Source organism: Paenibacillus sp. MT124 (genome assembly GCF_058792755.1).
The window spans coordinates 1,954,115-1,980,438 of sequence record NZ_CM179500.1 but is presented as its reverse complement, the minus strand read 5'-3'; the positions used below and the strand labels follow the sequence as shown (position 1 = coordinate 1,980,438).

Sequence of the window (26,324 nt, the reverse complement as noted above, 5' to 3'; positions counted from 1 at the left end):
ATTATCCTCCTCCGTTTTGTCTTTACGCTTCTTGGCCTACAGTTTCATCCGTGATTCCCAGCTCTTCCTTAACCCAGTCATATCCCTCTGCTTCCAGACGGTGAGCCAGTTCAGGTCCGCCGGATTTGACGATACGACCTTGCATCATAACGTGCACATAATCAGGTGTGATGTAGTTCAACAAACGCTGATAGTGAGTGATGATGAGGAATCCACGATCTTCGCTCTTCATTGCGTTTACACCATTTGCTACAATTTTCAGAGCGTCGATATCCAGACCGGAGTCAATCTCATCAAGAACTACGATTTTTGGATCAAGCAGCATCATTTGCAGAATCTCGTTACGTTTTTTCTCACCACCGGAGAAACCTTCGTTCAGGTAACGGTGTGCAAACTCTGGGTTCATGTCGAGTTCTTTCATTTTGCCTTCCATTTGACGAATGAACTTGATCAGGGAGATCTCGTTACCTTCACCGCGGCGTGCGTTAATTGCACTGCGCAGGAAGTCGGAGTTCGTTACGCCTGCGATTTCGCTTGGATATTGCATAGCCAGGAATAGACCTGCACGCGCACGCTCATCTACTGCCATGTCCAGTACATCTTCACCATCAAGGGTTACTGTACCGTCTGTAACTTCATATTTAGGGTGACCCATCAGAGCCGATGCCAATGTGGATTTACCTGTTCCGTTCGGACCCATGATTGCGTGGATTTCTCCACCTTTCATTTCCAGGTTAATGCCTTTCAGGATTTCTTTACCTTCGATCGTCGCTTTCAGACCTTCAATGACGAAATTCGTAGCCATGTGTATTGTTTCCCTCCATTGATTAAATTGATGTTTGCTGTCGAAAACGAAAAAGCGCCTATTAAATATCTGAACAGGGCTTCCCCTGAATTTCTACAAGTACCGCAATTTCCAAAGCAATAATCACTTTAGAATAATTCTAAACTGATTCTCATTGATTATCAAGTCATTTCCGAGAACACTTGTCCTCTCAGGAAATATGATTCTACCTGATTCTATAATAAAAGCGGGTTTGAATCAAATGAGAAACCGTTATTTCTTCCAACTCACAGTGAGAAAAATCACTGTAATTCATTATTTCATTCCATATTAATCTGCCAAAAAGGGCTTATCCATAATCTGGACAAGCCCTTCCTTATTTCATTTTATATTTTGAGCATATCGTTAATCTTCTGTACCTGTTCGTCAAAATCCGCAACATCCACCACCGGCGTCATTTCGCGCGGCACCGGACCATTCGGAATGGAAATCCAGGAACGGCACCCATTATATTCGGGCAGCACCGGTATTTCCATCGGTTCATTCAAACGGTACACACGGAGTATCAATACATGTAACGGATCTTTCCGTTTCCACTTCAAGCGGTCTTCGGCAAAATCCGATGTCCACATATGAAAGTCATGAAGTCGGTCCAGCATCTCCTGATCTCTGATCTCCAAATCCTGAATCACTTCGGCATATGCAGTGATGCGGATTGTCGAAGCTTCGGGCACCCATTCGGCCAGTGATTCTTCAACATATGAATGATCTGAGGACTTAATCAGTTCTTTACGCTGATGTTCATAAGTCGGATACAGATAAAATGCCGGACTTTTCAGCTCAAAATGTCTGGTTTCCTCCACAATACCGCCTTTGCGCATCACCAGAATCTGGCGACCGTTTTCCAGCGCTTTAATTGCGGAAGCCCACTCTTTTAATGCCGGTATCGTTGTGCCTAACATGCGGATCTCCTCCCGTAATCTGTCTTGTCAGCAGTATAGACGCTTTGTCTGTTCCTGACAACAGCATAAGATCAAGGGTTTGAGAAGTGCTCCTTTATAGAAGACATTAACTTTATTACACGGCTCTATAACTGTGGCTTAACCCAAGAATGAACGCAGCATCCACATGTGTTTCTCCAGATCGGCTTTGAAACCGGTCAGCATGTCGGATGTCGGCTGGTCTTCTGCAGCTTCCGCTACTTCGATACCTTCCTGGTACTCATTGGACAGCGTAGCAAAGTCCTCGATCAGGTTTTGCACCATTGTTTTTGCATCTTCGCCACCTGCAGCTTCCTGGATGGAAGCGAGCTCCAGATACTCTTTCATGGTAGCAGCAGGGCTGCCTTTAAGCGTAAGAATACGCTCAGCGATTTCATCCATTTGTACAGTAACTTCATTATAGAACTCTTCAAATTTCACATGCAGCGTGAAAAAGTTTGGTCCTTTTACATACCAGTGATAGTTATGGATTTTGACGTACAGGACGTTCAGGTTAGCTACCTGACGATTAAGTACTTGTTCTACTGATTTCGCTTGATCTGTTTTGTTTTTTGTAGCCATGTGAATCCCATCCTTTATTATAAAATTAGTCTATTATGTAGTGTTGACAGATGAATCTGCCTTACATAACAGAGAGTTAAACAGTTCGTCACCGCTGCATAGCGGCTGGCCTTGTAGGCGGTAAATTGTGAACCGTCCGGCCTATTTGTTTTTACCCTGGCACACCAGCTTCGAAACAAGTCGCACAGGGCTCGCCTTAAAAAAAGGGTACAAAAAACGGGTTAATTCCGATATACTGACTTATACCAAGCAAAGAAGTGGGTTTTCCTGTTTCTTCATATATATGGAGGTGGCATCCTTGTCTCAATATCACCCGTTAACCCCCCAAGAAGCAATCGAGCTGGCCAAAACCTTACCGGGTCCATTTACGGCAGATGCAAATCTGGAATGCCGTGAGATCGGAGACGGTAATCTGAATTTGGTTTTCCATATCACGGATCAGAACTCCGATAAAAGTATCATTATCAAACAGGCCCTTCCTTATGCGAAAGTGGTTGGTGAATCTTGGCCTCTGTCTCTGGTTCGTGCCCGCATTGAACGTGAAATTCTGCAGGAAGAGTATCGTCTCTGCCCGGGGATGGTGCCAGAAGTGTACCACTATGATGATGATCTCGCGTTGACGGTTATGGAAGATCTCAGTGATCATGTGATTATGCGCAAAGGCCTCATTGAAGGTGTCACATACCCTCTCTTCGCACAGCATATCGGAGAATTCATGGCAAGAACGCTTTTCTTCACATCCGATCTCGGCATGAATCAACAGTTGAAGAAGGAAAAGCAGGGTCGATTCGTGAATCCGGATCAGTGTAAAATCACGGAAGATCTGATCTTTGACGAACCATACCGGATCGCTGAGAAAAATAATTATGAAGCTTCCATCGAGGACGAGGCTGAAGCCCTTCGCACAGACGGAGCGTTGCATCTGGAAGTGGCCCTGCTTCGGGAAAAATTCCTTACCCATGGACAAGCTCTGCTTCATGGTGACCTTCATACGGGAAGTATTTTTGTCACACCGGAATCGACCAAAGTTATTGATCCCGAGTTTGCCTACTATGGTCCGATGGGATTCGACGTGGGTGCTGTACTCGCCAACCTGCTTTTGAACTATGCTTCTCTGCCAGGTTGGATTCAGGATGAAAAAGCACTGCGTGACCGCGAAACGCTGTTGCTTAATATGGTTCGTGATGTATGGAATGAATTTGAGACCCGCTTCCGTGCATTATGGGAATCTGATCTCGTTGATCCAATGGCGAAAGCACCGGGATATCAAGACCTTTATGTACAACAATTGTTCAGAGATTCCATTGGCTTCGCGGGTGCGAAAATGGTACGCCGCATTGTCGGCCTTGCCCACGTGGCAGATATTGATACGATTCAGGATGATACAGAACGTGAACGTGCTCAGCGCAAAGCACTTGCTATTGGTAAAACGTTAATCAAGAGCAACCGTCGACTGAATACCATTGGTGAAGTGCTGGACCTTGTGTCCACAGCCATCTCCTCAATCAAAGTTTAAACTTAGGAACGGAGGAACATCCATGACAACCCCTGAACACCAGCCTCTGTCCTCCCTCAATTGGAAACAGGACAAGCTTGAAATGCTTGATCAACGCCTTCTGCCCGAAACCATTCTGATGCTTAAGCTATACACGCCTGAAGAAGTGTGGGAAGCCATTCACTCCATGAAAGTCCGCGGTGCTCCAGCTATCGGAATCGCTGCTGCGTTCGGTGTCGTATTGGGCGCTAAAGCTTACGATGGACTTTTCATACAAGGCTGGCTAGATCATGTAAAATCCATTTGCGCCCATCTGGCCACTTCACGCCCAACAGCAGTGAATCTGTTCTGGGCACTGGATCGAATGATGCAAAAGGCAAGTGATCTGGCCGAAGCTGGAACAAGCATCGAAGATAGCAATGCTGCACTCGAAGCAGAAGCTCTCCTAATTCAAAAAGAAGATGAAGAGGTTTGCCGGATGATCGGAGAACATGCCCTTCCACTCTTCGAAGATGGTATGGGTGTGCTTACGCACTGCAACGCTGGAGGACTTGCCACAGCCAAATACGGCACAGCAACCGCACCAATGTATCTCGCTCAGGAACGTGGCATTCAGCTCAAAGTTTTTGCAGATGAAACTCGTCCTGTTCTTCAAGGCGCGCGCCTTACCGCATTTGAACTGCAGCAGGCGGGTATCGATGTTACCCTTCTGTGTGACAATATGGCAGGTATGGTGATGTCCAAAGGATGGATCCAAGCCGTTATTGTTGGTACAGACCGCGTCGCGGCAAACGGTGATGTGGCGAACAAAATCGGAACCTACAGCGTAGCGGTGCTTGCCAAAGCGCACAATATTCCGTTTTATGTAGCCAGCCCGCTGTCCACCATTGACTTATCCACACCTTCCGGGGATCTCATTCCGATTGAGGAGCGTTCTGCCGAGGAAGTAACCGAAGGCTTTGGCAAACGTACAGCACCGCAAGGGGTAAAAGTATTCAACCCTGCATTTGATGTAACACCTAATGAGTATGTAACAGCAATTATTACGGAAAAAGGTGTTGTTCGTGCTCCGTTCAAAGAAAACCTAGCCGCCTTGTTTGCCAAGGAAGAAGTATAATGTTGCATCTGACTTAGATGCTGCACATAAAAAAAGGGCTCCGCAGGGGCCCTTTTACTTTTACTTTATAAAACCATTACTTTATAAAACCATTGCAGAATCCGGTCCAGCCGCAAGCAGCACTGTTTCGAAGATATCTCAGCTGCTCACTTCGTTTCATCGGACGTTATCCTGGATCAGATCATCTTCAGCAATGCCTCAACACCTGTCATACCAACCGTTATGCCCATCGCTTCAGCTTCGGTTGTAACGGACTCCATTGGCGCGTGCAGCAGCTGATCCAGCGTTCTCACCCCAACCGCTCGAGCTGCAATAATTTTGCGATCCCCAAGCTTTTCGTTAAGTAATCCGACATCAAGTGCTCCACACATGATATATCCCTTGGATGTGTTTATTGTCAGTAACGTCGTTTTGGGTAACTTCACTTCCACCCCAACCAGCACATGCTCTCCAACTACAATCGGCTCCATGCTCACCATAATCTCACGATCCACCTCCTATTCCCGCAGGTCAGGATAATTGTATGCCCCATTCCGATTCTCGGTGTGGACACCTGCGGAAAACAAACTAAAAGCCTTAAAAAGGTCACTTTAAATTTAAAAAGGATCCATTAAAATTCATACTAAATCTCTCACGACATCTCATAACATTAAATAGATGCAGAATATGTATCTGGCCATATGAAAACTGTTTCAGCTTCGCAGTGTTGCTCGTTATTTTCTGCGCCTCTAGTACTATGATTATTGCCACATTAATGATATAGTGAATTGAAGCGTATTTATCGACTGACATATCTACAAACGGGGCTGGGATGAATGAAGGAAACCTTATCCAACGGAGAAGAAGTTGGCTTTTTATTTAATGTCGACATTCTTATCAAAAGCCGCTCGAATGCCTTGGCGCTACAGTCCCTGTTGGAGCTCATGAACAAAGAGGAACAAATTGCGGACTTTCGCATTCAATCTGGCTTAGAGCTTGGCAAGATTATTGAAGCAACGATCCAGTCCAGGAAAGATTCGATCACCTCCCTTCACCACGAACGGAAAAAATCTCAATTGAGCGGACTGAAAACAGCTCCATCGAATCAATCAACAAATTCATCAAACTCGGCAAAACCACAAGACCAAAAGGAAACGGTTTCTTCTCAGAATTTAGCTGCACCAGAGTCGGCCAGTTCTTCTCAGGGAAATTCCTTTGATGAATGGATTGATACCCTCATTAAGGAAAACCGGCTTACCCGAATTGTGGTCAACAACAAGAACGGCAAACATCAGAGTATTCCATGCCGCATTTTGAATTTTGATCGGGATAACAGCATTGTAAGTGTCTACCATGTAGATGAAAAACAGGTCTACTCATTCCGAACGAATGAAATTGACGAGTTTTTGTAGATCCATTACGAACGCAAACCAAAAAAAAGCAGCTTACGTGGAAATTTCACATTATTCCTCGTAAGCTGCTTTTTCCATTCCCAGGTAAGCTGGTTCCTACTTCTTGCGGACAATTGACCAGTTGGGTAGTCACACCCTAATTAGGAGCGCTCTTTCCCTCGTTGCCACACATCCAAGGCAAATAACAGCCATCCAGCAATAAAAGCAACTCCACCAATAGGTGTAATGGCACCTAAAACTTTGATGCCCGTAATACTAAGTACATACAAGCTGCCGGAGAACACAATAATACCGATAAACAACAGACGAGCTGCCCATTTTAGCTTGGAGGACACCCCAAGTTGACCGGCTGTTAACCCAACAATCAACAGGGCCAGGGCATGAATCATGTGATACTGCACTCCGGTTTCATATACGGCAATCGCATCTGCACCGATTTTTTCCTTAAGCATATGGGCACCGAACGCGCCAATCGCTACAGACAGCATTGTCATTATTGCTCCAACTGTCATCCATACTCGTTGCATTTTCACTTCTCTCCCCTAATGTCATGTCACACTAATGCTTATTTTAGCGAATCTCTGAGCTGTTTACCAGTTCAGTGGGATATTATGAGCTTCCATACATATGGCGTTGAGATGTGGATCGAAAGGTTGGTCTGATGGGGCATAAAGGAAAGAGAAAACTTGATTTTTATCGGTAGTTGTGGAAAAGTAAAAGGATCTGTACTCCTGTAACCATCAGGAGAATCACCATGCTTAAATGAGGTTAATAACAATCAATAACGAGTAGGGAGGGATATGATATTCATGGAACAACAAAATACGTATGAACAAGCCGGCAGCAATGATCCGTTTGCGACCAATCCTGCAGATCCAACAGATCCCGTACTGATCAGAACGAAACATTCAGGTCCCGGTATCGCAAGTTTTGTCATTGGACTGGTAGCACTCTTGGGTTTTATTTTGACCTTCTTCCTCGCCACCATTGCACTCAGCAGTGCTCTTGGGACGATAACACAACCTGTGCAGGTTGAGGAAATTGCTTTGCATCCAGCTGTATTAATGGCATCCCTGTTTATCCTGGTTTGCCTTGTTCTAAATCTGGCCGGTCTTATTCTCGGAGTCATCGGCCTTGTGCTTAGAAATCGTAAAAAGGTATTTCCCATTATCGGTACAATCCTTAACGGTATCATGATCCTTACATTTGCAGGACTCATTCTGGCAGGCATTTATATGACGTAAAACAACCAGACCACAACCATTTAGTCAAATTCTCGTATCTAAAGGAGATCGACATGTCAAGAATCAAAATTTTTGCAGATAGCACGAGTGATCTGAATCCAGACTGGATTAAAACTCACGATATTGGGATTATTCCGTTGTACGTTGTATTCGGTGATGAATCCCTGAAGGATGGTGTTGAGATCACCCCTGAACTGCTGTATGAGCGCGTAAGCAAAGACGGACGACTGCCCAAAACGGCTGCTCCATCTCCTGCTGATTTCATGAAGGCTTTTCAACCATACATAGAACAAGGGGACGACATCCTGTATATCAGTTTGTCTTCTGAGCTATCATCCACTTATCAAAACGCACTGCTGGCAAGTTCAGAGTTTCCCGAAGGCCGCATCTCTGTTGTGGACTCACTTAATCTTTCCTCCGGCATTGGACTGCTTGTCATGAAGGCAGTGCATGCTGCGCAGAAAGGTCAGAGCCTGAAAGAAATCACTCATTTGGTTGAATCAATGAAGCCCAATGTACGGACCGAATTTGTGATTGATACTTTGGAATATCTGCACAAGGGTGGACGCTGTTCAGGCATGCAAAACCTGATCGGAAGCCTGCTCAAGATTCGCCCCGTCATTCGCGTAACAGATGGCAAGATGTCACCAGCCTACAAGGTTCGTGGAAAAAGGGAAAAGGCGCTGGATCAAATGCTGCAAAATACACTCAGCGAAAAGCATCAGATTGATACAGACCTAATCATTGTTGTACATACCATGGCTGAAGAGGATGCACTTGAGCTGCAGAAATCCCTGCAGGAACAAACGGGTGGACGGGTTGAATTAACTACAGCAGGATGTGTAATCTGCAGCCATTGCGGACCCAAAACAATAGGTATCATCTATAACACGGTTTTGTAAAAAAGCAATACACGTTGAACGTTGGTTAAACGACGATAACCAAGCGCATAAAGGGCATCCTGGCTGCACACAGCCAAGGATGCCCTTTTACATTGCTCCTATACTAATAACTTTTTGTTTTCAAGTCATTCAAGCTCTTGAACGCATATCCTTGTTTCCGTGCTTCATCTATGATCGAGCCCAGTGCCTCTGTGTTATCTTTGGAGACTGAATGCAGGAGAATAACAGCGCCAGGATGTAATTGTTTGAGCACCTGTTGACGTGCATAGTCAGCTCCGCGCTGTACATTGACATCCCAGTCCTTGTAAGCCAGTGACCAAAATACATTGATGTAGCCCTGAGCATGGCTCTCCGCAAGCGTACGGTTATTGAAAATACCACGAGGCGGACGCAAAAAAGTGGCTTGCTGGCCGGTTAAGCGATTCACTTCCGCTTTCACCTGTTCAAGCTCTGTTTTCAGCTTTTCGTTGGATACCCGAGTCATATCCGGATGGCTCCAGGAATGGTTGCCAACAATATGTCCCTCAGCTGCCATGCGCTTTACCAGTTCCGGCTGATCCTTCAAATAATGACCAGTGACGAAAAATGCGGCAGGAACTTTCTTATCACGCAGCACATCCAGAATGGCAGGTGTAAACCCATTCTCATATCCGTTATCAAACGTGAGATACAATTCTTTTTGTTTGGTATCCCCCAAAAAGATCGCTTCATTGTTTTCCAGGATCGACTTAAAACCTTCCTGGTCAATAGAGGGCAGCTGCCCGTTTTGGCTTCTCTTGAAGCCAAAGTGATATGCTCCTGTAACGGGCGATGCTTCAGTGTGCATCGGAAAAATGCTGAACGCCGTTACGGCAGTCAACAGCATATATAAAACCAGTCGCTTCATATTCAACCGCTCCTGTTCCTGAATAATGGGTTGTCGCTTCCTATCACGAGCCCCTTCAGGTAATATACCACCGGAACGGCGAATGTATGTACCTCTTCCATGACACTTGCCATGACCGCATTAGAATCGTTTGTTGCTTTGCTCGGGTTGATGCAGCAATTCAATTAATGTTTGCGGCTTGCCGCTGGAGGACAACCATTCCCTGACCGTTTCGATCGCCTTCGTTTGCCCGTCACCACGGTCACGCCAGGTCAGCAGTTCGATCACCTTAATAATAAGTGCCGACATGCTGTCATAATCCATCTCTGAACGATCAGCACGCATCTTATGGTACAGCGCCTCTTGCTCCCAATCGAGCAATATTTCTTCACCAATCGTTGGTTTCATTAAGGTGTAAGCCCTATTACACCCCGAGCATCGTACGGTCGTTACCTGTTGTGAAGCAAAACTCACATGGATGTCATGCTCACAGTCCGCACATTGAAAGCTAACCTGTATGTTCTGTATTTTTTCGTTCATAGTGCTCTTCCTCCTGCTATGGGTGTACTACTTCTATACCCGAAAATGGTGAAGTTCACGCTAAACCTCAGATCATTAAAGATCGTGCTATATTCTTGTAAATATGTTAAAATATATTACATATCATGAGTGGAGAGGCGGATTTCCATGTCGAAGGAAGAGCGCAATATTACTTGGCAGCAATCGAGTTTAAGCAGGCATGCACGTGAACTACATAACGGCCATCGCAGCCGTGCGTTGTGGTTTACCGGATTATCCGGTGCTGGTAAATCCTCACTTGCATTTGCCTTGGAACAGCATCTGCATGGCCGAGGCGTTCGTTGTTATGTACTAGATGGAGACAATGTGCGTCATGGACTCAATCGCGATCTTGGTTTTACATCGAAAGATCGACAAGAAAATTTACGCCGCATTGGTGAAGTAGCCAGGTTGATGGTGGATGCCGGGTTACTCGTTCTTTCAGCCTTTATTTCTCCTCATGCACAGGATCGGGAAATGGTCAGACAATTATTTGAGCCTGAAGATTTTATTGAAATTTATGTGCAGTGTTCCATCGAAGAATGTGAAAGGCGCGATCCGAAAGGGTTGTACAAAAAAGCACGCAGCGGGGATATTCCCCATTTTACCGGAATCTCGGCACCTTATGATGTTCCAGAGGATCCCTCACTGATTATTGATACGGAACAACTGCCTTTGGACGAAGCCGTTCAAAAGATTGTGCAGTACCTGGAATTGACAGGTGCACTTCAGCTTCCCCTCGCTCCTACTACCAGTCAGATTTAATCCGAATACGTATGGATTCAGGTTATGGACCCATTATAGAAAAAAGGCACAGTGACGATCCTGTGCCTTTTTTGAATGTGGTGAGTATGATTTATCCATCTGTTAATGCCCTACAACACCGGCCTGCATATTCAACAACTTGCTGAAGGTTCCTACCGGGTCAGTGGATAATTGTTGGTACCCTCCCTGCTGGATTACTCGGCCTTCCTCCAGTACAATCACCCGATCCGCAGTGCGAATCGTGGACAACCGATGGGCTATTACAATAATGGTAACATGTCCTTTGAGTCGTTCAAGCGCCTCATGGATGTGCTGCTCATTCTCACTATCCAGCGCACTTGTGGCTTCATCCAAAATGAGTACAGACGGATTACGCAGCATCGCTCTTGCCAGTACCAGACGCTGGCGTTCCCCTCCGGATAAACGAATCCCACGATCTCCAATCATCGTATCCAATCCGTGAGGAAGTTTGCGGACAAATGCTGCTGAGGAGGAAAACTGCAATGCTTGCCACATCTGTTCCTCGCTCGCGTCAGGGTCAACCAGTCGCAGGTTCTCACGAATGCTTGTATGGAACAGAAATGGATCCTGGGACACATATCCAATTGAACTTCTCCACGCCAATAACTGCTCTTCAGACAGTGGAACACCATCGATGAGGATTTGCCCACTTTCTGGACGGACAAGCCCCATAATAAGATCAATCAAGGTACTCTTTCCTGCACCTGATTTACCCACAATGGCTGTCATCCCTTTCGCAGGAATGGATGCAGTAACATGTTCGAGCGAATAAGATGAACTGCCCTCATAGCGGTAATTGACATTTATACATTCGATGGATCGCATCAGTTCAAGCGGCTGAATCGGATGAATGTCTTTTTCGGTAGTCCGGTTCGAAGCTCCTGCACCTGTGGTAGAACTACTAATTTCACGACTTAAATTGGTTTCAGCCTGCAGCTTTCTGACGAGCTGAAAGGCGGGCAGCATTGAGCTAATATACTCCAGATTGGACTGAATGGATGTAAACCTGGGCCACAGCCGGGAGAAAATGAGAATGATCAGCAGTAAACTTGCCGGAGGTACAGCAAGAACACGCAGTGACAGGTAGATGAAGGCGGCAATAATAACAGCCGAGGATACGCGGTGAATGAGCTGTGTTCCACTGTTCAACTGGCTGAATTGAATGACATTTCGCTCGATGCGTTTGCATATTTTTTCAAACCATCCGATATGCGACTCCTCAAGCATGTTGCTCTTAATATCCTTGATACCGTTAAAATGCTCTGTAATACCATTGTAATAGTGCTGGGATAGCTCGGATGTCTGATCACCAATCTGCTTGGCCCGCTGCACGAACTTCTTGAGCACGAAGAACAACAGAAGTCCAAAGACGATTACAATCGCAGTTAACTTCGCAGATAGCCAAAAAGCGAGCCCAATCTGAATAGCTGTAAAAATCAAGGACGCCGCCATTTGCAGGATCAGATTCGTGCCTTGACTGACTCGTGCAAGTTCTGTCGTTAATATATGGTTAAAATCGGATTTTCGTTTTTGGAGAAAAAAAGACCATTTGGCCATAATAATGGCCCGGTACGTTTCCTGTCGCAAAGTTCTTATAAACTGCTGTTGAATTCGGGTATTTCGAATCGTCTGCATGCGTTGGAGCCAGGCCTGTCCGGAGAGGATAACCACGAAAATGCTCAATATCAATACTAATTGACTGTTGTCGGAAAGACGACCTAACCACTCGGACAGCCAGGATAACTGTAAACCAGTTGTACCCATGTCAAAAATACCGATCAAACTTAACATCGGGACTAGCATATAAATGCCAATTCCCTCCATTAAACTAATGCAGATCATGCCTAGTAAGTTCCAATAGAGAACGGGTCCAGTTACATCACGAAGCTTGCGCATATAAAATCGAAGTTCTGAAATCATTCGTTAACCCCTTTCCGTCATCGCGTTCCTTTTCATTCGCCGCCAGAACCAGAGGAAAGGACGTAACGGAAAATACAGAAAGTGCAAAGAGCGCGGAAGCGGCATTTGTTCCACATCCCAGGTACTTGGATATAATCGTTCAATGAAGAAAAACAACTTCTGTCTGGTACTTCTCAGTGCAAACAGATAGGAGCGGTAACTACGTAAATTCGCGGGCGTGTCCAGCATATCATTCATAAATAAAACACCATGCTTAGCGAGCCGTTCTCCTGCCCGTTCTTGAGAGGACATTAAGCTGCGATAATCAGTACCCAGTGGTGTGTTCATCAGCACGGATACAAGGCGAAGCGCTTGGGCACCAATAACGAGCCGCCCTTCAGCTTTCAGGCGTCTGGTTAACAGGTTTACATCTACAGGCATGCTGCGAATCATCTGATCGATATCCAGGAGCCAGCGCAGCCTGAACCAGCCATGACGGGCGCCGTGAGTTACCAGATATGCCCACAAGTCTTCTCTTTCCAGCATGCGGATCGGGGTTTGCGTGTACGTGCTGAACCGACTACGCTGCCACAGCAGCTCAAAATCCGTTTCTTTTCCGGAATCCGGATTAAGCCGCCAGTGAATTTCCACTTGCGTTTTCTTAAGAGGATGCTTGTAACAGATATGATGCTCCCGCCACTTCCAGCTCTGCACGGTTGGGCGCCGTTTGCCTTCCTTGGATACATAACCGAGTGTTTCCAGAATCTGTTCGGCAGACTCCACATCATCAAAAGGAATGAGAATGTCCAAATCCTTGGATGTTCTTAAGGATACATCTCCGTAGAGATCGTGGGCGAGCGCTGGTCCTTTTAACGTAATACTCCGAATTCCCTGTTCGTTAAAAGCTCTGCAGACCTGTTCCATCTCCGCGGTCAGATGCAGCATGCGAAACGTATTCGCCGTATACTCCTGCCTTAAACTCTCTACAACAGACGCAGGAATGAAGGGAGATTCTAATGTTTTGAGTTTCATATATAGGACCGAGTACAATCTGTGATGGTAGACAAGTCGTAAAAAGAGCTTCCAGTCTGTACCTTCGGTTATAGCTTTGACTGCTTCCGGAGCAAGTCCGTGCAGCTCATCTTTCATGATTGTCAAAATGAGCTTGAGCTCCTGTGGAAACCCTTTTGTATAGTCATCAAATTCAGGATTCATAGACAATTTCTCCAGTTCCCTTCTCCGGACAACGCTTGCCAAACACACCGACAACCGTATATTGGTCCATAGTATCTGCTCCGGTTACGATAATTTTCCCACTTCGCAGCCAGGCATGAGCCATCATTTGTCCTTGCTTATTGCGCGCAGTTCCCATGTACAGCGTACTCTCTATTTTGCGGCGTTCCAGCATCTTCATTGCAGCGATCGCCATGACTAGACAGCGGCTTTCCCATAATGTGTACTTGCTCGCCAGCAAAATGGCCTTGGAAACATGTCTTATCGCTATAATCTGATTCCGATTCAATCCGTTCATCGAGGTTTCATATTGTGCTGTGCCGAGCCCAGGAGCGATTTTCGCAAAAGGTCTTGCTTTGAGGATTCGTGCCCACCCCAAATGAATGTAAGCCTCCCATACCATAAGCCTGACTTCACGGGGCAATGAACGATAAGCTTTGATTTTGCGCAGCATCGTCTTAATCCTCGTGAACAACGTCGATTAATCCCTCACGGGACATGTGCTCAAGAAACGGAATGACTTGCGCATGACATGTATCTGCATCAATCTCATATTCAGATGCCAGAATATCAACCAAGTCAGTGATTGTACGTTCCTGAGACAGCAGTTCCCAGATACGACCGCCGGTACTGCCCAGATTGTAGTATTTTCCACTTTGGATACTCATCATGACCTTTTCTCCGCCCATATCACTGACAAGATTGCCTTCCTTCTGCTTCACACGATCTTTCCAATCGAATTGTTTTGTACTTTTCATTGTTCTGTGTGCACCCCTTTGCGTACATGATCTGTGATCCGTTCAACCATCTCAAATGCAGTAAAATCAGAACCTGACCTCGTCAATCTACAAATTTCTATGCTCGCTGATAATCTCGAAACGGTCTCGAACAGCCACTGTGCAAGGCCTTGTCTTGCGACAAGAGTACTTCGGAAGGTATGCGTACACAGCAGATGAAGCCTTTCCAATCCGTGAACCTGCGTCAATTGAATCGGCTTCCTTACGTCATCCGGTTTGGGATTCAGCTCGAAAATGCCGGCAAGCGGGACAGCTCTCTCATGAAAATAATGTTTAACCGGTATCGCATACTTCGTTATCTCGGCATGCACGGTGGCATAATTCTCTTCTTTCATGCCGAACCCATCCAGGCTGGGCTGCCACAGCTTCTGCTGCGGATACCCTGGAGATACGATAGCTCTTCCTCCGGCATCCCAGGTTAGTGCAACGACGTCATCGGTCAGAAGCGGATACCCGCGTGAAGCCAAAGCCGCTGATAAAGTGGATTTCCCAGCACCTGAATGCCCCACAAATGCATAAGCCCAGCCATCAATAACCACAGCACTTCCGTGTAGTGGCAGGATGCCCCGCTGCATCATGATGACGGCCATGCAAGTACCTAGAATAAACAAGCGGACTTTTTTTTCATCAGCGTTCTGCTTAGGGTTAACGATAATTCTGCGTCCTTGCTCAATCAGGAAGATGCCTGCATCTTCAATTCGAAAAAAAAGGCTGCCGTCACGAGATACGAAATTTTCATTCCCCACATTCCACGCTTCCCAAAGCGCGGTTAAATCGGCAGACTGGATATGTACGTCAATATCACCAGCATCCTGACTACTGTTCTGCACGATCTGGAGTTCTGGCATTTGAAATTGGCTTAGCCAACGCAATCCATATGCTTCATACTGCACAGGCAACAATGAAAGACTCCTCCTTAGCAATGCTGAATGTAAAAAAGCCCTTATATTCATAGGAATCAAATATAAGGGCGGAGGCGAAAAGATGTTGTCTTTCCGCCCTTTAAGTATGATAGCTCTTCGTAAAACTTAATAACTTAGGAAGTTGGATCGTAGAGATCAGCATCGTGATCGGAGATCCAGTCGATTTGTCTGAATCCAGTTCCAGCCATAGTTTGGTTTACTTCCAACACTTCCAGTGCAGGTGCTTGCCATTCTTTCTTTTCCATTGTTGTCACCTCCTTTCAAGAGTCTACAATGCTGCCCAGTATGTAGATCTAACGTTTAAAATTTGCGGATAAAGCGGTAGACGATCAGGCTGTGCATCATCAAACGCATATCCGGGTGTGAAGCAAGTTCAGGCCGTGGCTGTGGAATGTTTTTAAGCGCCAATTGTATCCGGTCGGTGTTTAATATGCCGGCTACACGACTATCAGAACAAAGTGTCTGCACTTCTGCGGTAAAAGCACCCCAATCAGGGATCATCCGGTGCAGCCAATCCGCGGGCTGTATGCCGCGAACACGTTGATTAAGCCTTACCTTATCAGGCAATTCAGGTGAAGTTGCACGCCGGATCAGGGAGCGATCTGTTCCCTTGCTGACATACTGTTCGATAGGCACAGACAGGCAAAATTGAATGACGCGGGCATCACTGGTGGGATCACGCTCCCATGCCCGGTAACGCAAGGAACATTTGGTAGCTACTGCTCCATTCTTGTTTGCTATGGCCAGATTGTTGAATTTCTCGGCTCTTACTTTCAACGCATCTGCCCTAGCTCCTCCCTGAAGCATAACCAGTGATCCGAGTCGCTCCAGCACCCCGGTTCTGCTCGCAAATTCCGGATGTATAAGCTGGTTGGCAGCGACATTGGCAGCCCCTTTCGCGGCCGTATGGAAATGTTCCGGGTAGGCTTTTTGTGCGGTAATACGAGCAATTCTGGAAAATTTCATGCCTGTTCGCTGGGAATATTGCCTCATCTCCTGCAGCATGCGGATCCAGCGGCCACGTTTCATCAGACTGGCGTAATAGTCCAGTGCAGGCCCCCAGGAAATAGTGAAATTCCCCCTGGCTCCTGTAAGGAGAACACCTGCATCCTGCTGGCTTGCCTTTTCGTAAAATCCTCGGATCCAGAATGAATTTTCGAAATACTTATAAGGCATTTCCATCATGTCCAGCCAGGTATCGATCTCACTAAAAGGACTTCTGCCCTCGAAATCAAGATAGTTCTCCGATATATTTCCGATATGATCCACTGTGGAGCGAATGAAAGGTCGTTCATCAGCGAGCAGCGTTTTGGAAGTATAATCCGTAAAATCAGACACTGGCACGTAACTGTACGCATTCAGCCTCTTACCCTGACTGCGCAGGGAGCCGGAAGCAAAGCCGACAACAGCACCGGAATCCAGTCCACCGCTCAATGCAGCCGCTACCTGCCGATGGGTTCGTAAGCGGGCACTGACTGCCTGAGTGAATACATCACGGAATGCTTCAACGTATTCCCCATCGGATTTGAGAAGCAGCGGCTCTACTTCGTCCCAGCGATGATACTGCTTCAGTTCCACTTGGAGAGTGGCTGCTCGGAAGACCAGGGTATGAGCAGGCGGTAACTGGTTCACTCCACAATAAGCCGTCATGTGAATATCTGCCGAGCCATGCATTTCCGGGATGGCCAGAAATTCGGATAACCAGGTCTCATTCAAATCCTTGGTGACTCCTTCCAGATCAAGCAAAGGGCCAATAAGTGTGCAAAATGAGAAACGTTTGCCGTCATGCCGATAATACAACGTCCTCATGCCGGTGATATCCCTCGCTGCAAACAATGTCCGCTTGCGGTCGTCCCAGATTGCAAAAGCAAAGTCCCCGATCAGCTTGCTGGCTGCCTGTTCACCCCATTGCTGATAGGCTCGCAAGATCAGTTCACTGTCCGAGAGGACGGACAACTGGCTTCTGGAGATGAATAACTGATCAGCGAGCTGCTCCCGGTTATCCAAAATAGCATCCGCGGTTATCGTGAGACCACTGACCTCATCAACCAAAGGCAGCTTCTCATGGACTGACTCGGGTGTGATCCACTGAGCATGACAACTCAGGAATGCCTGATTCCCTTTCCAAACGCCGGTTGTATCTGCAGGAATATGTCCCAGGCTCGCGTACAGGCGCCAGCTATCTTCCCAAAACGCTTCCTGACCATCGGTATGAACAATTCCCGCTATGGCACTCATGACTTTCCTCCCCGAAGGATCTTGCGCTGGGATGCCCACGCACTGATTTGGTTACCAAATGGAATCCAGGATTTAATTCGCTGAAGCTTGCTATGAGCAGAAGCCAGCTGCCTCTTCAATCGTTCCTGTTCACTGTATCCTCGCTCCAAGCGGTTATCTGCTGCACGAAGTGCTGCTTCCAATTGTCTGATTGTGGCAAGCGCAGCTAAGGTTGGATCTGTATCGGACTCCGAACGGTGGGCTGCTCCGAGCATTTCATCTCTCGTCGTACTTATGGATGGGGATCCCTGTATGCTGTAATGCGGTTGCCATCTGCAGCCCGTTGCTTCCATAAACTGATGGCCAAGTCGTTCAATGACTTCCTGATCCGGGGCTGCTTCATAACGGACTCCTGTCCATTGTTCCGCCTCTTGCAGCTGTTCAGAGTAACCCATACGATGGAACACGTCCGCCCCCAGAACACGGCAATATGCTTCGACTTCAGTTGTGCTTAGTATACTTTTCCAGTTGTTAACAGAATTTTTGTGTGCTTCTTGATGCGTGGACAAGAACGGGTCTCCGACCCCCATACTGTAGAACATGTTGGATTTCGAACTGTTTACATGAAGGCCATATTGCTCCATGCCCTCTTCATATCCAACGCCGAGAAACTCACACAACTTTTCGACTTCTTCTTTAGGCTTGGAGACCAGCTGTTCATAACGAAGCTCATGTGCATTGGCATGCTTTACTGCAAAATAATCATTTAAGCGAAGCAAGCCGAGCGTAAGATCAACGGCTTTCATATTCAGATGTGGGCTTTTTAGACTGCTGACCAGATCAAACCCTTCTCCTTGGTTACGATTAACTTTCTTATAGGAAGCAGCGATGGAGAGTGGATTACGCTGAAGGTGGATACGCTTGGACTCTGGAAAAAGTCGATCCAGCCATTCGAGCATATAGTAATAACGCGGAGATTTATCGACAACGAAATCTGCTGCATTCCCCTGCAGAAATCCGTTATATATTTCAAGAGCAAAGCTCCTGCATGCCTTTTCATATACATCATCTGAGACCATGGAACTATAAAATTGACGAATAATGGGGCTTCCTCCGTAAGGACGAGCATCCGCTTTCGACAGATCCACCAGATTCATCAGAAACCACATTTCCTGGGTTGCAAATATGCGGCTGTGGTTCTGCAGCATGACGGTGGATAGTGAGCTTCCACTACGAGGGACACAGAGTAATAAGACAAGTCCGTTACCTTGAACATCTACCACCGGCATCCCCTCCTCTGTCCGAATATAATGAGCATGCAGTTGGTCATCGAATTCTCATCCTTTTTTCTGAAAAAACAGAAGATGTACAAATCCAATTCTATGATGTTTCGACATCTTTCAGATACGTTGTGTATTCATAGTTTTACTCTATGATACAAAATGTATCATGTCAATCTTTTATTTTCACTTTTTCATAATTTCCTTTTCCGTTCACTCTTTCCCCTCCCCCGGCAACTCAGCACTCCATACTTATTCCACTGTACCTACGAAATATGACTGTGCACAAACATGAAAAAACTCCGGAACTGTTTCTGATAAACAGTTCCGGAGCAGCTATTTTTTTATTATTTCTTTTCAAAAAAAAGGTTGTGTTTTATTGATCCACTATGCCTTAGCGTTCACTCTAGGAGAAGGGGCAATGGATTCCAAAATACGGCTGTCTTCCCGATCCGCCTCAAGTGCGTCGTTCATGCCTTGCTTCACTTTTACTGTCATTAGAACGGCCATACCTGCAAGGAAGAAAAAGAGCAGGGAAAGAATGCCCCACCTGCTTGAACCCGTAATCTGGCCCACCCAGCCAAAAACAAACGGGCCGAAAATGGATGAAAATTTGCCGGTGATGTTAACAAAGCCAAAATATTCCCCTGTTCTGCCTGAAGGCATCAGGTTGCTAAACAATGAACGGGCAGTCGATTGACTGACACCTTGCACTACACCAACGAGCCCGGCAAGCAAGTAGAAATGGATGGCTTCTGTCATGAAATATCCGAGGATGACAATACACACGTAGATGGACAGACTCAACATCAATATCTGCTTCGCTCCCCAGCGCTGTGCCCATGCGCCAAGCAGCAAGGTGCATGGGAAACCGATAAATTGGGTGAGCAGCAACGCAAGCATCAGATCGGCTGTCCCGATGCCAATACTTGTCCCATAGATTGTCGCCATTAGAATGATCGTATTGATGCCGTCATTAAAAAACCAAAAAGCCACCAGCATTCGGATCAGCTGGGGAAAACGAAGCATCTGGCGAAAGGTTTGGCGCAATCTGCGTATGCCTACCTCAGCGTATCCCTTCCACGATTCAGGCATATCCGGTACCGCAGGACGACGGGGAGCATGACGGAACAGCGGGATGGAGAATAACAGCCACCAGAGCGCTACGGAGATAAAGGCAAGTCTGGTACCTGCCAGTGTACTTCCCATCCCGAACCAACCAGGCTGCTGGATCATGAGCATGTTGACTGCCAGCAGTAATCCACCGCCAATGTAACCATATGCATACCCTTTGGATGAGATCATATCCCTGCGGTCCGCAGGCACGAGATCCGGCAGCATCGCATCATAGAAGGTATTACTGCCGGCAAATCCAATGGTCGAGATGACAAGCAAGGCTGAAGCCAGCAGCCAGTCCCCTTCCCCAACCGTGCTGAAGCCCAGTGTTGCGATCATTCCTGTGATAGCAAATACGCGCAGAAAATCCCCTTTACGGCCAGACAGATCCGACAACGCTCCCAGCAGCGGGGTTAGCAAGGCCACACATAACATCCCGATCGAGTGCGTATAGGCCAGATAAGATGCTGCTGTGCCTTCATCCAGTGTTGCCGCAGCTACCGAAGCGTAGAAGACCGGAAGAACAGCGGCCAGTACTGTGGTCGCGTATGCAGAATTGGCCCAGTCGTACATAATCCAAGCTTTAACGGCCCGTTTATTCAAGTAGAATCCTTCCTTTTCATGCATTCCTGAGAGAATGCCAATTCAATGCCTGTCCCTATTTTAAAGGAAGTTTGTCATACTGGTTCATCGTTTCTGTAAAAAGTTCGAGCTGCATCAGGCATTTTGAGCCGTGATCGAAATTGCACTTGCGTAAATTGTATCATTTTATCTCCTCTCGCATCACATATCGTCCCCGTCGGTGAATATACTTAATTACCGACAGGCCAAACTGTGCCGCGTAATTAATGGGGGGTGCCTACATGTCAAATTCACACCAGCCTTACTCGTTCGTCGTATCCCGGGAAGATTGGTCGCTTCACCGCAAAGGGTACCAGGACCAGCAGCGCCATCAGCAAAAGGTTAAGGATGTCATTAAGCAAAATCTGCCTGATCTGATTACGGAAGAAAACATTATCATGTCCGATGGACAACAAATCATCAAGGTACCGATCCGCAGTCTGGATGAGTACCGTTTTGTGTATAACTACCAAAAGCAAAAACATGTCGGTCAAGGCGACGGTGACAGTCAGGTCGGAGATGTCATTGGTCGTGATCCTGCCTCACAAAAACCGGGCAAAGGCGAAAAAGCCGGAGATCAGCCTGGTCATGATATCGTAGAAGCCGAAGTCAGTATTGAAGAACTGGAAGATATGCTGTTCTCTGAACTTGAGCTTCCGGATCTGAAGCAAAAAGACAAGGATCAGATTGAAACACATACCGTGGTATTCAATGATATCCGCAAAAAAGGTATGCAGTCCAACATTGACAAGAAACGAACCATTCTTGAAAATCTCCGGCGCAACGCCACAACCGGGAATCCCGGTATTCATCATATCAGTCCGGATGATCTGCGTTACAAGACATGGGAAGACAAAATTATTCCGCAGTCCAACGCCGTCATTATCGCCATGATGGATACTTCCGGGTCCATGGGTTCTTTTGAAAAGTACTGCGCTCGCAGCTTTTTCTTCTGGATGACCCGTTTTCTGCGCCGTCAATACGAGAAGGTTGAAATTGTGTTCCTGGCTCATCATACGGAAGCCAAAGAAGTGACGGAAGAGGAATTTTTCACACGCGGCGAGAGCGGAGGAACGATCTGCTCCTCTGTATATATGAAGGCTCTTGATATCATTGATCGGCGTTACCCTCCTTCCAGCTACAATATCTATCCGTTTCATTTCTCAGATGGGGATAACCTCACCTCGGATAATGAACGCTGCGTGAAACTGATTGGTGAGCTAATGAAGCGCAGCAACATGTTTGGATACGGAGAGGTCAATCAATATAACCGCAGCAGTACATTAATGTCAGCTTACCGACATATTAAGATGGATCAGTTTATGTACTATGTGATCAAAGAAAAAGGCGAAGTGTACAAAGCTTTGCGCAGCTTTTTCCAGAAACGGGAAGGAGGCAGCGTAAGATGACAGATGAAATCCGCGACCTTGAATACGCCATTGCCGAGATTATGGAGATTGCCGATGGATTCGGCCTGGATTATTATCCGATGCGTTATGAGATCTGCCCGTCAGACATCATCTATACCTTCGGAGCCTACGGGATGCCAACAAGGTTCAGTCACTGGAGCTTTGGGAAAACCTTTCACAAGATGAAGATGCAGTATGATTTTGGCCTCAGTAAAATTTATGAACTCGTCATTAACTCCAACCCTTGCTATGCCTTCCTGCTGGATGGCAATTCCCTGATTCAGAACAAATTGATCGTGGCCCACGTGCTTGCGCACTGTGACTTCTTCAAAAACAATGCCCGTTTCTCCAAATCGAACCGCAATATGGTCGAAAGCATGGCCGCCACGGCGGACCGGATCAGCAACTACGAAATGGAGTACGGAACCGAAGCTGTTGAGTCATTCATTGATGCCGTGATCGCCATTCAGGAACATGTAGACCCTCAACTTATCAAACCCCGTCATTTGGACAAACAACGTTATATGGAGATGAAAATGCGGGAGCAGCGTGGTGAAAAGGCACCACGTCCAGAAGGACGATATGACGACTTATGGTCGCTTGACGATATACAGAAAGAGGAAGCTCCATCCGAAGGAATTCAGGTTCATCATTTCCCGCCCGAACCGGAAAAGGACATCATGTGGTTTATTCAGGAGTTCTCGGAAGTACTGACGGATTGGCAGCGGGATATCATGAGCATGATGCGTGAAGAGATGCTGTACTTCTGGCCTCAGATGGAAACCAAGATCATGAATGAAGGCTGGGCCTCTTACTGGCATCAACGCATTATACGCGAGCTGGACCTGAGTAGTGAAGACACAATCGAATTTGCCAAATTGAACTCTTCCGTCGTGCAGCCATCCAAGCAGAGTCTGAATCCCTACTATTTGGGGCTGAAAATTTTTGAAGATATTGAACGCCGCTGGGATCATCCCTCCAGGGAAGAACAAGAGCGCTTTGGCCGCAAAACGGGTCAGGGCCGTGCCAAAATGTTCGAGGTTCGCGAATTCGATTCCGACACCTCCTTCATCCGAAATTACATGACGAAGCAGCTGACTGAAGATCTGGATCTCTATGTATTCGAGAAAAAAGGCCCGGACTGGAAAATCACCGACAAGTCCTGGGAAAACATACGTGATCAACTTGTATTCTCCCGTATTAACGGAGGATCTCCGTATCTGGTTGTTCAGGATGCCGATTACCTGCGGACAGGTGAACTTGTGCTGAAGCACCAGTATGAAGGTATTGAGCTGGACCTGAAGTATATGGAGCGCACCCTCCCTTATCTGTACCGGCTCTGGGGGCGAACGGTTCATCTGGAAACCCGGGTTGAGGATAAACCCATCTGGTTTACCTATGACGGCAAGAAGCATCACCGGAAATTTATGTGAGTTTCTTCTATATAAAAAGCGTACCAAAAAAGCGGCAAGTCCCTGGCAGATGACGGGGGCTTGCCGCTTGGCATGTCTGAACAAACTTGTTTATCCAGGAATGATGGGATTTCCCGACAGGCGGAGCGGAACAAAGAAATCATGTTCCACTTCACTTGCTGGCAGTGGACGGCTGAAGTAGTATCCCTGAATTTCCCGGCAGTCGTTCTGCATCAGGATATCCAGTTGTCCTTTGGTCTCAATGCCTTCAGCAATCACGTCCATTTTCAGATTCTGCGCCATGGTGATAATCGTCGCCACAATCGCCTGGTCACTCTGATTCTCAGTGATGTCTGTAACAAACGAACGGTCGATCTTCAGCTTATGAATCGGAAAATGCTTCAGGTAACTCAGCGAGCTGTACCCTGTACCGAAATCATCCAGGCTAATTTTGACTCCGAGGGAAGTAAGCTGATTCAGTATGCCTGTTGAAACTGATGCATCCATCATCATGCTTTCCGTAATTTCAAGTTCCAGGTAGCGGGCGTCCAGCCCTGTTTCCTCCAGAGCAAGCTTCACCTGCTCCACGAGATTGGACTGATGAAATTGCTGACTGGACAGGTTTACCGATACCGGAATTAACGGACCGCCGCTAGCATGCCATTGTTTCATCTGCCTGCAAGCTTCCCGCAGTGTCCAGTTCCCAATGTCATAGATGATCCCCGTTTCCTCAGCAATAGGAATAAACACATTGGGTGCCAATATTCCCTTGTGGGGATGCTTCCAGCGAATCAGGGCCTCCACACCGATCATCCGGCTATCAGACGTGCGAATCTGTGGCTGGTAATACAGGAGCAGTTCATTGCGTTCGAGTGCTTTGCGCAGATAACCCTCCAGCTCAATGCGTTCATACAACTCGGAATCCAGCTGTGTGGTATAAAACTGAAATCCGTTCTTGCCATTTTTCTTGACTTCATACATGGCGGTGTCCGCATGCTTCAACAGGGTATCCACTTCCGTTCCATGCTCCGGGTACATGGCAATACCGATACTGGCTGTAACGTAAAAATCATTCTCTTTTAACCGGTACGGCAATTGGATAGCTTCAACAATTTGTTCCGCCAGGCTGGCCACATGCTCCTCTTTCCCCTGTTCATTCATGACGACCAGTGTGAATTCGTCACCACCCATTCGGGCAAGCATCACGTTATCCATACCGTTTGGATCGGATGCACGGATCGTCTTAAGGATCCTGTCACTGACTTCCCTAAGAAAAACATCCCCGATGGAATGGCCCAGCGAATCATTGATCATTTTGAAACGGTCGATATCCATTACCATCACGGCAAACGAACTATGGGATATCATGGACGATGCTATCGTTTCAGCAAGCACCTCATCCAGTTTACGTCTGTTCGGCAGCCCGGTTAGTGGATCATGCGTGGCCTGATGGCGTATCATCTCCTGCGCCTGTTTCTCCTCGGTAATATCCTTGATCAGAATATGGCTGCCGACATCGGTTCCTTCAATCAAAACAGGCACTACGCTAATGCTTAAATCCAGATGCTGCCCATGGAATCCTTTCATACTCGCCGTATAATAACGTTGTTCAAAGCTTGCATTCGTCAAGACAGGGCTTTGAAGCTCGTTTGAACTCCAGTGGATATCAATATGCTTCGATATTTCACCCAGGGAGCGATTAATCACCAGCCGCTCCGGATATCCTGTAATTCGCGTTACCGCTGCATTTATGCCCTTAACCCTTCCCTCATTGTTTACCGATATAATGGCGTCTGAATGGTTCTCATACAGTGCTTGATACCACTGCTCATTTTCACGAATCCGCTGATCTTTTATGGACATTCGTTGATTGATATAAATGCCAAAGAGCGTCAGTCCAAGGGTAAGGAACGTACCAGCAGCAACCAGGTATGCTAATAGCCCCGGTTCAATCTGCATCATGGAATTGACCATCTGGGCATGCGAATGCTGATGAAACTGCGCAGCAGACATCCCTGTATAATGCATACCTGTGATGCCCAGCCCCATAATGAGCCCACTGCCCAATTTGTAAACCCATGTGAACCGTGTCCGGTGCTGGCTCAAATAAAACATAAGCCATAGTGCTGCAAAGGAGGCACCTGCTGCGATTAGTACTGAAGCAAATACCATGTCTGCCTCGTAACTGATTGGAACGGACATGGCAGCCATACCCACATAGTGCATACTAGTGATACCCGCAGTCATGAGGAGACCGGCAGCAACAATCTGGCGCACATTGCCCGATTTCCGGCCTGCAATGTGTAACGCAATCCCTGAAGCAGCGACTGCGAGCAGGACGGACAGGACAACTTTGTCCATGGAATAAGAAACATGCATCGGAAGAACAAAAGCCAGCATGCCCACAAAATGCATGGACCAGATGCCAAGCCCCATGGACATAGCACCGCTGGCAAGCCATACCCTTCTGGATATTCCTTTCGCCAAGCTTACCCGGCCGGCAAGGTCAAGTGCAGCATATGATGCTAGAGCAGCAATAATGTAAGATAAGACAACCAGTTCCAAGTTATACGTTCCATGTAGGTGTTCCACTCTGTCTTTCCTTTCAACCGGGAAGTATCTTGTATGTAGGCATAATGTAAAAAAGAAGGGAGTGCACTGTCCGGGTGACAGGCACTCCCTTCGTTTCATTTTGACTCGTGACCACCAGCTT

Annotated in this window: 25 protein-coding genes; 8 read left to right on the top strand and 17 right to left on the bottom strand. The window is 46.9% G+C overall.

Annotation, left to right across the window (positions count from 1 at the left end):
• Positions 1-22 precede the first annotated feature (22 nt).
• The 3 genes from sufC to AC3RCI_RS09285 all read right to left on the bottom strand — a co-directional run bounded on the left by sufC (position 23) and on the right by AC3RCI_RS09285 (position 2,346).
• Positions 23-805 carry a Fe-S cluster assembly ATPase SufC gene (sufC, locus tag AC3RCI_RS09295; protein ID WP_095288227.1) on the bottom strand — a complete coding sequence of 261 codons (783 nt, stop codon included), beginning with the start codon at positions 803-805 and terminating at the stop codon, positions 23-25.
• 365 nt (positions 806-1,170) lie between these two features.
• On the bottom strand, positions 1,171-1,746 hold the full coding sequence (locus AC3RCI_RS09290) for a DUF1802 family protein (protein ID WP_127536549.1): 576 nt from the start codon (positions 1,744-1,746) through the stop codon (positions 1,171-1,173).
• Between the two features lie 138 nt (positions 1,747-1,884).
• Positions 1,885-2,346 (bottom strand): Dps family protein, encoded by a 462-nt coding sequence (locus AC3RCI_RS09285; protein WP_095288229.1) that lies wholly within the window; start codon positions 2,344-2,346, stop codon positions 1,885-1,887.
• A gap of 298 nt (positions 2,347-2,644) precedes the next feature.
• Here AC3RCI_RS09285 and mtnK point away from each other — a divergent pair, with 298 nt between their 5' ends.
• Both mtnK and mtnA read left to right on the top strand, forming a co-directional pair.
• Positions 2,645-3,862 carry an S-methyl-5-thioribose kinase gene (gene mtnK, locus AC3RCI_RS09280; RefSeq protein WP_336779402.1) on the top strand — a complete coding sequence of 406 codons (1,218 nt, stop codon included), beginning with the start codon at positions 2,645-2,647 and terminating at the stop codon, positions 3,860-3,862.
• 22 nt (positions 3,863-3,884) lie between these two features.
• The gene (mtnA, locus tag AC3RCI_RS09275; RefSeq protein ID WP_336779401.1) at positions 3,885-4,958 is read left to right on the top strand and encodes an S-methyl-5-thioribose-1-phosphate isomerase; all 1,074 of its coding nucleotides are present in this window, start codon (positions 3,885-3,887) and stop codon (positions 4,956-4,958) included.
• Between the two features lie 176 nt (positions 4,959-5,134).
• Here mtnA and AC3RCI_RS09270 read toward each other — a convergent pair whose 3' ends face one another.
• Positions 5,135-5,437: a YunC family protein gene (locus AC3RCI_RS09270; protein WP_095359044.1), complete on the bottom strand. Its 303-nt coding sequence runs from the start codon at positions 5,435-5,437 to the stop codon at positions 5,135-5,137.
• A 336-nt stretch (positions 5,438-5,773) separates the two neighbouring features.
• Between AC3RCI_RS09270 and AC3RCI_RS09265 the strand changes: the two genes are divergently transcribed.
• On the top strand, positions 5,774-6,349 hold the full coding sequence (locus AC3RCI_RS09265; RefSeq protein ID WP_154895934.1) for a hypothetical protein: 576 nt from the start codon (positions 5,774-5,776) through the stop codon (positions 6,347-6,349).
• 140 nt (positions 6,350-6,489) lie between these two features.
• Here the strand turns inward: AC3RCI_RS09265 and AC3RCI_RS09260 are convergent, their stop codons facing one another.
• Positions 6,490-6,876, bottom strand: a complete 387-nt coding sequence (locus tag AC3RCI_RS09260) for a DUF423 domain-containing protein (protein WP_336779400.1) — start codon at positions 6,874-6,876, stop codon at positions 6,490-6,492.
• Between the two features lie 282 nt (positions 6,877-7,158).
• Between AC3RCI_RS09260 and AC3RCI_RS09255 the strand changes: the two genes are divergently transcribed.
• Entirely contained in the window at positions 7,159-7,593 is a 435-nt protein-coding gene (locus AC3RCI_RS09255; protein ID WP_336779399.1) for a hypothetical protein, read from the top strand.
• A gap of 53 nt (positions 7,594-7,646) precedes the next feature.
• Positions 7,647-8,495 (top strand): DegV family protein, encoded by an 849-nt coding sequence (locus tag AC3RCI_RS09250; protein WP_336779398.1) that lies wholly within the window; start codon positions 7,647-7,649, stop codon positions 8,493-8,495.
• A gap of 103 nt (positions 8,496-8,598) precedes the next feature.
• Here AC3RCI_RS09250 and pdaA read toward each other — a convergent pair whose 3' ends face one another.
• The gene (pdaA, locus tag AC3RCI_RS09245; RefSeq protein WP_419719968.1) at positions 8,599-9,381 is read right to left on the bottom strand and encodes a delta-lactam-biosynthetic de-N-acetylase; all 783 of its coding nucleotides are present in this window, start codon (positions 9,379-9,381) and stop codon (positions 8,599-8,601) included.
• Positions 9,382-9,501: 120 nt separating this feature from the next.
• Positions 9,502-9,900 (bottom strand): hypothetical protein, encoded by a 399-nt coding sequence (locus tag AC3RCI_RS09240; RefSeq protein ID WP_153977743.1) that lies wholly within the window; start codon positions 9,898-9,900, stop codon positions 9,502-9,504.
• A 147-nt stretch (positions 9,901-10,047) separates the two neighbouring features.
• On the opposite strand from AC3RCI_RS09240, the gene cysC reads away from it, so the two are divergent.
• Positions 10,048-10,683 (top strand): adenylyl-sulfate kinase, encoded by a 636-nt coding sequence (cysC, locus tag AC3RCI_RS09235; RefSeq protein WP_492528705.1) that lies wholly within the window; start codon positions 10,048-10,050, stop codon positions 10,681-10,683.
• Positions 10,684-10,785: 102 nt separating this feature from the next.
• On the opposite strand, the gene AC3RCI_RS09230 is transcribed toward cysC, so the two are convergent.
• From AC3RCI_RS09230 to AC3RCI_RS09190, 9 genes are all read right to left on the bottom strand, one after another.
• Positions 10,786-12,624, bottom strand: coding sequence for an ABC transporter ATP-binding protein (locus AC3RCI_RS09230; protein WP_492528703.1), 1,839 nt, complete (start codon positions 12,622-12,624; stop codon positions 10,786-10,788).
• A gap of 3 nt (positions 12,625-12,627) precedes the next feature.
• Complete coding sequence (locus tag AC3RCI_RS09225) at positions 12,628-13,818, bottom strand: nucleotidyltransferase domain-containing protein (protein WP_492528701.1); 1,191 nt, start codon at positions 13,816-13,818, stop codon at positions 12,628-12,630.
• On the bottom strand, positions 13,808-14,290 hold the full coding sequence (locus AC3RCI_RS09220) for a lasso peptide biosynthesis B2 protein (protein ID WP_095288242.1): 483 nt from the start codon (positions 14,288-14,290) through the stop codon (positions 13,808-13,810). The genes AC3RCI_RS09225 and AC3RCI_RS09220 overlap by 11 nt, the downstream gene beginning before the upstream one ends.
• Before the next feature lie 4 nt (positions 14,291-14,294).
• On the bottom strand, positions 14,295-14,594 hold the full coding sequence (locus AC3RCI_RS09215) for a lasso peptide biosynthesis PqqD family chaperone (RefSeq protein ID WP_430195050.1): 300 nt from the start codon (positions 14,592-14,594) through the stop codon (positions 14,295-14,297).
• The gene (locus AC3RCI_RS09210; RefSeq protein WP_095288244.1) at positions 14,591-15,535 is read right to left on the bottom strand and encodes an HPr kinase/phosphorylase; all 945 of its coding nucleotides are present in this window, start codon (positions 15,533-15,535) and stop codon (positions 14,591-14,593) included. The genes AC3RCI_RS09215 and AC3RCI_RS09210 overlap by 4 nt, the downstream gene beginning before the upstream one ends.
• 134 nt (positions 15,536-15,669) lie before the next feature.
• A complete protein-coding gene (locus tag AC3RCI_RS09205; RefSeq protein ID WP_110821067.1) occupies positions 15,670-15,801 on the bottom strand; it encodes a paeninodin family lasso peptide in 132 nt (43 codons plus the stop codon).
• A 55-nt stretch (positions 15,802-15,856) separates the two neighbouring features.
• Positions 15,857-17,794 (bottom strand): asparagine synthase-related protein, encoded by a 1,938-nt coding sequence (locus AC3RCI_RS09200; RefSeq protein ID WP_492528699.1) that lies wholly within the window; start codon positions 17,792-17,794, stop codon positions 15,857-15,859.
• Complete coding sequence (locus tag AC3RCI_RS09195; RefSeq protein ID WP_492473621.1) at positions 17,791-19,062, bottom strand: sulfotransferase family protein; 1,272 nt, start codon at positions 19,060-19,062, stop codon at positions 17,791-17,793. Before AC3RCI_RS09195 ends, AC3RCI_RS09200 begins: the two co-directional genes overlap by 4 nt.
• Before the next feature lie 378 nt (positions 19,063-19,440).
• The gene (locus AC3RCI_RS09190) at positions 19,441-20,772 is read right to left on the bottom strand and encodes an MFS transporter (protein WP_336779388.1); all 1,332 of its coding nucleotides are present in this window, start codon (positions 20,770-20,772) and stop codon (positions 19,441-19,443) included.
• Positions 20,773-21,032: 260 nt separating this feature from the next.
• Between AC3RCI_RS09190 and yhbH the strand changes: the two genes are divergently transcribed.
• Together yhbH and AC3RCI_RS09180 are read left to right on the top strand one after the other, a co-directional pair.
• On the top strand, positions 21,033-22,199 hold the full coding sequence (gene yhbH / locus AC3RCI_RS09185; protein WP_095288248.1) for a sporulation protein YhbH: 1,167 nt from the start codon (positions 21,033-21,035) through the stop codon (positions 22,197-22,199).
• A complete protein-coding gene (locus AC3RCI_RS09180; RefSeq protein WP_492473622.1) occupies positions 22,196-23,632 on the top strand; it encodes a SpoVR family protein in 1,437 nt (478 codons plus the stop codon). Before yhbH ends, AC3RCI_RS09180 begins: the two co-directional genes overlap by 4 nt.
• A gap of 90 nt (positions 23,633-23,722) precedes the next feature.
• Here AC3RCI_RS09180 and AC3RCI_RS09175 read toward each other — a convergent pair whose 3' ends face one another.
• The gene (locus AC3RCI_RS09175) at positions 23,723-26,203 is read right to left on the bottom strand and encodes an EAL domain-containing protein (protein WP_492528697.1); all 2,481 of its coding nucleotides are present in this window, start codon (positions 26,201-26,203) and stop codon (positions 23,723-23,725) included.
• Between the last annotated feature and the right edge of the window lie 121 nt (positions 26,204-26,324).